Origin of the sequence: Lysinibacillus sp. RC46 (assembly GCF_041262385.1) — a bacterium.
Classification (GTDB): domain Bacteria; phylum Bacillota; class Bacilli; order Bacillales_A; family Planococcaceae; genus Lysinibacillus.
Genome location: NZ_JBGCCF010000006.1, coordinates 195,739 through 203,180, shown reverse-complemented (window position 1 = coordinate 203,180; position 7,442 = coordinate 195,739). Strand labels below are relative to the sequence as shown.

At 38.6% G+C, this 7,442-nt stretch carries 6 protein-coding genes, 6 tRNA genes and 1 rRNA gene; 12 read left to right on the top strand and 1 reads right to left on the bottom strand.

Features of this window, described 5'->3' with window-relative positions:
* A 5S ribosomal RNA gene (gene rrf / locus ABH966_RS08025) occupies nt 1–95 on the top strand; the annotation flags it as partial.
* Between the two features lie 124 nt (nt 96–219).
* Here rrf and mbcS read toward each other — a convergent pair.
* Entirely contained in the window at nt 220–1,803 is a 1,584-nt protein-coding gene (mbcS, locus tag ABH966_RS08020) for an acyl-CoA synthetase MbcS (protein WP_370077351.1), read from the bottom strand.
* 268 nt (nt 1,804–2,071) lie between these two features.
* On the opposite strand from mbcS, the gene ABH966_RS08015 reads away from it, so the two are divergent.
* From ABH966_RS08015 to ABH966_RS07965, 11 genes are all read left to right on the top strand, one after another.
* Nucleotides 2,072–2,148 (top strand) — tRNA-Asn (locus ABH966_RS08015).
* A 115-nt stretch (nt 2,149–2,263) separates the two neighbouring features.
* Nucleotides 2,264–2,338, top strand: a tRNA-Glu gene (locus ABH966_RS08010).
* 74 nt (nt 2,339–2,412) lie between these two features.
* A tRNA-Val gene (locus tag ABH966_RS08005) sits at nt 2,413–2,488 on the top strand.
* 14 nt (nt 2,489–2,502) lie between these two features.
* A tRNA-Tyr gene (locus ABH966_RS08000) sits at nt 2,503–2,586 on the top strand.
* Between the two features lie 15 nt (nt 2,587–2,601).
* Nucleotides 2,602–2,676: transfer RNA gene (locus ABH966_RS07995), tRNA-Gln, on the top strand.
* Between the two features lie 12 nt (nt 2,677–2,688).
* A tRNA-Lys gene (locus ABH966_RS07990) sits at nt 2,689–2,761 on the top strand.
* Between the two features lie 174 nt (nt 2,762–2,935).
* The gene (gene rocF, locus ABH966_RS07985) at nt 2,936–3,841 is read left to right on the top strand and encodes an arginase (RefSeq protein ID WP_370077350.1); all 906 of its coding nucleotides are present in this window, start codon (nt 2,936–2,938) and stop codon (nt 3,839–3,841) included.
* A 133-nt stretch (nt 3,842–3,974) separates the two neighbouring features.
* Nucleotides 3,975–4,538 carry an RNA polymerase sigma factor SigW gene (gene sigW / locus ABH966_RS07980; protein ID WP_370077349.1) on the top strand — a complete coding sequence of 188 codons (564 nt, stop codon included), beginning with the start codon at nt 3,975–3,977 and terminating at the stop codon, nt 4,536–4,538.
* 13 nt (nt 4,539–4,551) lie between these two features.
* Nucleotides 4,552–5,178 (top strand): zf-HC2 domain-containing protein, encoded by a 627-nt coding sequence (locus ABH966_RS07975; RefSeq protein ID WP_370077348.1) that lies wholly within the window; start codon nt 4,552–4,554, stop codon nt 5,176–5,178.
* A gap of 149 nt (nt 5,179–5,327) precedes the next feature.
* Nucleotides 5,328–6,164, top strand: coding sequence for a diadenylate cyclase CdaA (cdaA, locus tag ABH966_RS07970; protein WP_370077347.1), 837 nt, complete (start codon nt 5,328–5,330; stop codon nt 6,162–6,164).
* A complete protein-coding gene (locus ABH966_RS07965; protein ID WP_370077346.1) occupies nt 6,157–7,248 on the top strand; it encodes a CdaR family protein in 1,092 nt (363 codons plus the stop codon). The genes cdaA and ABH966_RS07965 overlap by 8 nt, the downstream gene beginning before the upstream one ends.
* The last annotated feature ends 194 nt before the right edge of the window (nt 7,249–7,442 follow it).

The window sequence follows — 7,442 nt, the reverse complement described above, 5'->3', positions numbered from 1 at the left end:
GTCACACCCGTTCCCATACCGAACACGGAAGTTAAGCTCTTTAGCGCCGATGGTAGTTGGGGGCTTCCCCCTGTGAGAGTAGGACGTCGCTAGGCGCAAAAAGTCGCTGCTGACAAACTCAGTAGTGGCTTTTTTTTATCCAAAAGAATAGTAAATATTAGCAATATATAAAGGAGACATTTCAACCAAGTGAATGGTGAAATGTCTCTTTATTATATTTTATACAGTTGTTGTTGCTGTTCGTAGTTCTATACGACGAATTTTACCAGAAGTTGTTTTTGGTAGCTCATCAATAAAGACAATACTACGAGGATATTTATAAGGTGCTGTTAATGCTTTAACGTGCTCCTGTAGTTCTTTTGTTAACTCCTCTTCATCACGATCTCTGAAGCTTTCTCGCAAGATGACAAAGGCTTTAACAATATGTCCTCTAATTTCATCTGGAGCTGCGACTACAGCACATTCTTGTACAGCTTCATGTTTATTTAAAGCATCCTCTACCTCAAATGGCCCAATTGTATAGCCTGATGAAATAATGATGTCATCTCCTCGACCTTCAAACCAGAAGTAGCCATCTTCATCGCATTTGGCTTGGTCACCAGTAATATACCAATCTCCACGGAAGGCAGCTTGTGTACGTTCAGGCTCACGATAGTACTCCTTAAATAGAGCAGGAGAAGATTTGTGTACTGCAATATCTCCAACTTCTCCAATCGGTGCCTCTTTGCCCTCATGATCTATAATACGGACAATATTGCCTGGAGTAGGAACACCCATTGAACCCGGACGTAAATCAATATTTTCAAGTGTGCCGATTAATAAAGTATTTTCCGTTTGGCCATAGCCGTCGCGCACTTTAAGACTGAAGTTATTCATAAATGTTTCGATGACTGGTCGATTTAATGGTTCACCAGCCGAAACAGCACTACGTAGAGAAGATAGATTATAGTCTTTTAAATTATCAATCTTCGCCATAATTCGATATTCCGTTGGAGTACAGCACAATACATTAACCTTTTCTTCTTGAAGCAGTTTAAGGTATGTTTTTGCATCAAATCCTCCGTGGTATACAAATGCAGTTGCGCCTAGCATAATAGTCGATAAAAATGGGCTCCAAATCCATTTTTGCCACCCTGGAGCAGCTGTAGCCCAAACTAAATCACCTTCACGTACACAAAGCCATTGTGAAGCGGCTGTTCTAATATGTGCATATCCCCATCCGTGTGAATGGACAACCCCTTTTGGTTTGCCAGTGGTGCCAGATGTATAAGAAAGAAATGCCATATCATCTCTTTTAGTAGCAGCTGCTGTAAATGTATCTGGCTGGGTACTTGCTAATTCATCTAAAGAGGTCCAATCACCAGTAGCAGTACCAATAACCAATTTATTATTTAAAGCCTCTACTGAAGAAGTAATACGATCTACCTCACTTGTGAACGCTTCATAAGCTATTACTGCCCTTGCAGAAGAGTGTTCCATACGATATTCTAAATCACTTGCACGTAACATTTCTGAACATGAAATAGGAACAATCCCAGCCTTTAGACAGCCAAGGAAGACAAAATAAGCTTCAGGCAGACGTGGAATAATAACTAATACGCGATCTCCTTTTTGAAGCCCCTTCTTCGTAAAGGCATGCGCGTATTGATTCATTTTTTGAACAAGTTCAACATAGGAAATTGTTTGACGCTCCTGCTGAGTATTTAGCCACCGTATAGCTTGGCGATCACTATCTTGAGAAAATTTCTCCAATTCCTCTGTAATATTATAGAATTCTGGTGCAATTAAATCGTTTGTTACCATGTGAACATTCCTCCCCCAAACAAATTTAATAGAAAATTCATAAAACTATTTCCATTTTAACAATTACAATAATATACAGCAAGAATATTTTGCGCACGAAATAGAAATATTGGATTTAATAGAGAACTATTAGGTTTCTAGTTACTGTATAGGAAGACTTCGACAAAAAATATAAAAATTTTCACAAAAAGTATTGCATAATTTATAATGCTTGCTATAATAATAAATGTACTTAAGAGGTTTTAAAAACCGAATTGAATAGTATTGTTCCGAAGTAGCTCAGTTGGTAGTAGCACCTGACTGTTAATCAGGTTGTCGCAGGTTCGAGTCCTGCCTTCGGAGCCATTTTTTTGCTCATTTTTAAAGATGGTGTTTACATAAAAAATATTAAAAAAAGTGTTGCATCGTACGATAAAAAATGTTATCATAATACTTGTCTTGTTTGAGACATTTAAAAAATGGCCCCTTGGTCAAGTGGTTAAGACACCGCCCTTTCACGGCGGTAACACGGGTTCGAATCCCGTAGGGGTCACCATTTTTAAAGCATTGTAGTAATGCAAAGGCTTAAAAAAACAAAAAAACTGTGAAGAAATGAACACCTGTTTCTATGGAGGATTAGCTCAGCTGGGAGAGCATCTGCCTTACAAGCAGAGGGTCGGCGGTTCGAGCCCGTCATCCTCCACCATAATGTGTTATTTCGGAGGGGTAGCGAAGTGGCTAAACGCGGCGGACTGTAAATCCGCTCCTTAGGGTTCGGCGGTTCGAATCCGTCCCCCTCCACCAGTTTTTTATAATGATTGGGGTATAGCCAAGCGGTAAGGCAACGGATTTTGATTCCGTCATGCCTAGGTTCGAATCCTAGTACCCCAGCCATTTTTATTGTTTGAGCCATTAGCTCAGTTGGTAGAGCATCTGACTTTTAATCAGAGGGTCGAAGGTTCGAGTCCTTCATGGCTCACTTTTATAAAATAAAAAGTGTAACATTAACTACAGATACTAATCTCTTGCTGAAAACAGCAGGAGATTTTTTTATGTTCTCTTTAATTGTATAAATATTCATGAAATTGTAAGGTTGAGCCAAGGAGGATGTAGGCTTTACAATAGTCATACAACTTAAAGGGGGTATGAAAAAATGAATAAACTAAATATTTCTATTATTGGTGTACCAACTGATTATGGGCAAACTCGCAGAGGGGTAGATATGGGGCCGAGTGCTATCCGTTACGCAGGTGTTGTAGAGCGCTTGAAGGCAATAGGGCATGTAGTACATGATCAAGGGGATATACGTGTTAGTCAAAAACAAGAAGGCACTATTGTTGATAAACAGCTACTTAATTTAGAGGAAGTTATCGATGTAAGTACATCTTTGGCGAAAAGTGTAAATGAAGCAATTGAACAAAAGGAGTTTCCACTTGTACTTGGTGGCGACCATAGTATTGCTATTGGCACTCTCGCAGGACTTGGTGAGCATTACAAAAATTTAGGTGTTATTTGGTTTGATGCGCATGCCGACTTAAACACACCTGAAACGACACCGTCTGGTAATATACATGGTATGCCATTAGCTGTAAGCATTGGACTTGGTCATGAACGGTTAGTGAAAATTCGTAATAATGTACCGAAAATTAAACCTGAAAATGTCATTATTATTGGAGCGCGTTCTGTAGATCCAGGAGAACGTGAATTAATTAGTCAGCAAGGAATCAAAGTATATACAATGCACGAGGTAGATCGTCTTGGAATGACGCGTGTAATGGAAGATGCTCTAGCTTATTTAAGGGAGCGTAATGTAGATGGTTTGCATTTATCACTAGATTTAGATGGTTTAGATCCACTTTATACTCCAGGAGTTGGGACACCTGTACCTGGTGGTATTACATATCGAGAAAGTCATTTGGCAATGGAAATGCTTCAGGAGTCAGGTATGCTAACATCTGCTGAATTCGTTGAGGTTAATCCAATTTTAGATGAGAAGAATAGAACTGCCGATGTTGCAGTAGCATTAATGGGTTCTTTATTTGGCGAAACATTAGTTTAAAGAAATTTGACAAAAAATTGCCTGTTGCCACAATGTATAAAAATCTTTTGCTATAATTAATAACAAAATGAAACTTTTCTTATCGATGTGCCGTATAGTATAAGACAGTTGTAAAGGTGGAGAAGTCAACACAATGGATGCGTTAGTAAACAAGAAAATTAAACAAGTGCTTAAAGGTGATCAAAACGCATTTGCAGATATTGTGAGTCTCTATCAGCACAAACTGTACCAAGTATGCTATAGGATGTTAGGGAACAAGCAAGAATCTGAGGACATTGCACAAGAAGCTTTTGTTCGTGCCTATATGAACTTGCATACTTTTGATCAGAAAAGAAAATTTGCGACGTGGCTATATCGCATAGCGACAAACCTTTGTATAGACCGTATTCGGAAGAAAAAGCCAGATTACTATTTAGATGCAGAAGTAGCTGGTACAGAAGGACTTAATATGTACTCGCAGATCGCAGCAGATGACCAGCTACCGGAAGAACAGATAGAGCAAATGGAACTGCAAGATCGCATTCAATATGAAATTGGACGTTTGCCTGATAAATATCGTTCAGTTATAGTATTGAAATATATTGAAGAATTATCATTACAGGAAATTAGCGAGATTTTAGATATGCCTCTTGGAACGGTGAAAACGAGGATTCACCGCGGACGTGAAGCATTACGAAAGCAATTAAACAATCTGTAGGAGGGGGAGCGTCATGAATACTTGTCCAGAGCATTTAATAGACTATATCCATGATTATTTAGATGGTGACATAAGTCGTGAGCATGAGCAAGAGTTAAAACGACATTTGCATACATGCAGTGATTGTAAACAGTTGATGCAGGAATTAAGTGAAACAATCGCCTTTGTGAAGAGCGCTTCCCACATTACATCACCTCCGCATTTTGAAGAAGCCGTGATGGCTCGTTTACCGAAACCTAAAAGTCGTGTAGGTATGCAAAAGTGGATTCGCCGACATCCACTCTTTGTGGCAGCAGCAGTTTTTTGTTTATTCATGAGTGCAACTTTACTAGGTAACTTCATGGATGACCGACAGTTCTCCGTGACTAAACAGCCAAACCTAGTTGTTGAAGGTCAAACGGTTATTGTGCCGAAGGGAGAAGTTGTAAAAGGTGACATTGTTGTTAAAAATGGTGATTTAATTGTTGAGGGTGAAGTGGATGGCAATGTCACTGTTATTAACGGACAGTATATGGCATCTTCGGCAGTTGTTTCGGGAAAAATAGAAGAAATTGACGAAGTATTCGAATGGCTTTGGTATACGATCAAAAATTCAGTAAAGTCTGCTGTAATATTCGAGGAGAAACAAGCAACTAAATAACACTCTATACGTCCTAATAGATAGTGCACGTGAGAGGCTGAAAGGTCTACTCTTTTGAGTAGACTTTTTATTTGAAAAAAGTTACATTTGATAAGAATGTGCTATACTTAAATGTGTATGGATTCGCAATGAAAAGTGGGGGATGCCACGTGCAAATTATCGAACATTTCGCTAATTTAACACCTGTGAATATTGTTATTAACTTATTAGATGTACTGCTCGTATGGTACGTTATTTATAAAATTTTAACCCTCATTAAAGGTACGAAGGCTGTCCAATTATTAAAAGGGATTTTCGTAATTATTATTGCGCGCCTTGCTACAGAATATTTAGGGTTAGAAACGTTAGGATGGATGTTACAACAAGTTATCGATTTCGGTTTCTTGGCGATTATTATCATTTTCCAACCTGAAATAAGACGAGGTCTTGAACAAATTGGTAGAGGGAAGTTATTCCAACGTTCAATTAATCAAGTTGAGGAAGAACAAACAAGGCTAATTGAGGCGATGAAGAAATCTGTTAGTTATATGGCCAAACGTCGTATAGGGGCGTTAATTTCTATTGAAAAAGAAACTGGTCTAAATGAATATATCGAAACGGGCATAGGACTAAATGCTGAGATTTCATCGGAGTTACTGATCAACATTTTTATACCTAATACACCGCTTCATGATGGAGCAGTAATTATGCAAAAAGATAAAATATCGGCGGCAGCCTGTTATTTACCGCTTTCTGAGAGTCCGTTTATCTCTAAAGAGCTTGGGACGCGCCACCGAGCTGCACTCGGCTTAAGTGAAGTGACAGATGCCATTACTATTGTCGTATCAGAAGAAACCGGTGCCATTAGTCTTACAATGAATGGTAATCTTCACCGAAATCTTTCTCTAGAGGAATTCGAAGGACTGTTACGTAAAATGTGGTTCGGATTAGCACAGGAGTCAGATGCAGCCTCTAAGTTAACTTGGAGGGGGAAAAAGAATGGATAAAATGATGGATAGCCCTTGGGTGTTACGAATCGTTGCACTATTTCTAGCCTTTTTGTTATTTTTCTCCGTTCGTACCGAATTATCTCCTAAAAATAAAACAATAACGAGTGAGCAAACAGTAGTAATTCGCGATGTGCCAGTAGATGTTTTTTATGACGATAAGAACCTTATTGTAACGGGGATACCAAAGACGGTAAACGTTACTATAAAAGGTCCAACGCCACTCGCTTTAAAAGCTCAAACTTCGAGAGATTTTTCTATATTTGCGGATTTGAGTAAATTACTCATAGGTGAGCATAATGTTAAACTACAATACGAAAATATTTCTGATAAGTTGCAAGTTACATTAGACCCAGCAACTGTTAAGGTAAACATTGAGGAAAAGGTCACACAAGAGTTTCGTGTTGACCCTGAGCTAAATACTCGTTTAATTGAAGAAGGGTATATTTTAAATGGCATGGCTGCTAATCCAGCTACGGTGTATATTACAGGTGCCAAAAGTGCAATTGAAAATATTAGCTATGTAAAAGCTACCGTAACGGGTGAACAAGGCTTGAAAGAACCGTTCTCACAAGTAGCGGCAGTTAAAGTACTAGATCGTGATTTAAATAAGTTAGACGTGACGATTGAACCGGAGACTGTGAAGGTACAAGTAGATATTGGAGCTTACAGTAGAGAGTTACCGGTTGTGCTGAAGGAAATAGGAAAAGCGGAGAATGGTATTACCGTCAACCAATTAACAATTAGTCCTACAAAGGTGAGAGTATACGGTAGGAAATCTATCATAGATGCTTTAACTGCAATACCAGTAGAGGTTGATTTATCAAAAATTACAGAATCAAAAACTTATGAATTTGATGTGAAATTGCCCGAAGGTGTGACAAAAATATCTGATACGAAAATTAAAGTGAAGGCCGATATTACGAAGGCAGAGCAGGAAAAAACAACAACGACAACAACTACTACCACTCCTGCTCCTACACCTACTCCTTCGCTACCTTCGCCACCTTCAGAGGAGACTAACACTCCTTCTGATAACAACACGCCGCCTACTGATAAAACAGAAGAAGATATTGATTCTTAAACAATAACTGACTATAATTTTATTTTGATTCAGTAGAGATTTCGTTCTCTATCGGTAAGGGTATTCTTTAACGAGAAGAAGTTGCTCGGGCTAAAATCAAAATACCCTATCCCTAAAATTTATCTGTGCCTATTTACAAGCCCAAATAAATTACATAGGGGTAAAATTATAGTTACCAGTGAATGAACGAAAAT

Excerpts from the sequence above, each read along its gene's own strand:
- mbcS (WP_370077351.1), bottom strand. The coding sequence starts at position 1,803 with ATGGTAACAAACGATTTAATTGCACCAGAATTCTATAATATTACAGAG.
- rocF (WP_370077350.1), top strand. The coding sequence starts at position 2,936 with ATGAATAAACTAAATATTTCTATTATTGGTGTACCAACTGATTATGGG.
- sigW (WP_370077349.1), top strand. The coding sequence starts at position 3,975 with ATGGATGCGTTAGTAAACAAGAAAATTAAACAAGTGCTTAAAGGTGAT.
- ABH966_RS07975 (WP_370077348.1), top strand. The coding sequence starts at position 4,552 with ATGAATACTTGTCCAGAGCATTTAATAGACTATATCCATGATTATTTA.
- ABH966_RS07965 (WP_370077346.1), top strand. The coding sequence starts at position 6,157 with ATGGATAAAATGATGGATAGCCCTTGGGTGTTACGAATCGTTGCACTA.